The sequence below is a fragment of the Brevibacillus sp. LEMMJ03 genome (assembly GCF_007197875.1).
Lineage (GTDB): Bacteria > Bacillota > Bacilli > Brevibacillales > Brevibacillaceae > Brevibacillus > Brevibacillus thermoruber.
This window is the reverse complement of the sequence record NZ_VKJN01000107.1, coordinates 1-395: the sequence shown is the minus strand read 5'-3', so window position 1 is coordinate 395 and position 395 is coordinate 1. Positions and strand designations below refer to the sequence as shown.

Annotated in this window: 1 protein-coding gene; it reads right to left on the bottom strand. The window is 58.2% G+C overall.

All coding sequences use genetic code 11. The features are described from left to right. Positions 1-119 precede the first annotated feature (119 nt). Positions 120-395 (bottom strand): alpha/beta hydrolase family protein (locus FOI68_RS23005; protein ID WP_143864438.1); only part of this gene is annotated, 276 nt, incomplete at its 5' end.

The following is a 395-nucleotide window of genomic DNA, read 5'->3' as shown; positions in this document are numbered from 1 at the left end:
CAAACATCGGTCGACGTAATTCAAGGTAAATACGACGGTAAGAATAGCGAGCACGTACCGCCGGTACGTTCGCCTGCGTTCACCCAAATGGCGATCGTCGGCAGGGCCGGCGGGAGCCATCATTCGCTCATGTCTGCCGAAGACGGCGCGTCAATAAGGTACTTGGTGAACCAACCTACCAGCGCTTGGTTTTGGAGTAAGCGCGCGCTTAGCGCGCCCGATGAATCCCCTAAATGCGAGCACTCGGGGATGCGAAGCAGCTCCGCCTCGCAGCCGACGTCCGTGAGCACCCTGTAAAACTGCTCTGCTTCGCTTATCGGGCACCGGAAATCCTGTTCTCCGTGGATGAACAACGTCGGGGTAGTGGCTCGATGCGCGTAGGTCATGGGGGAGTA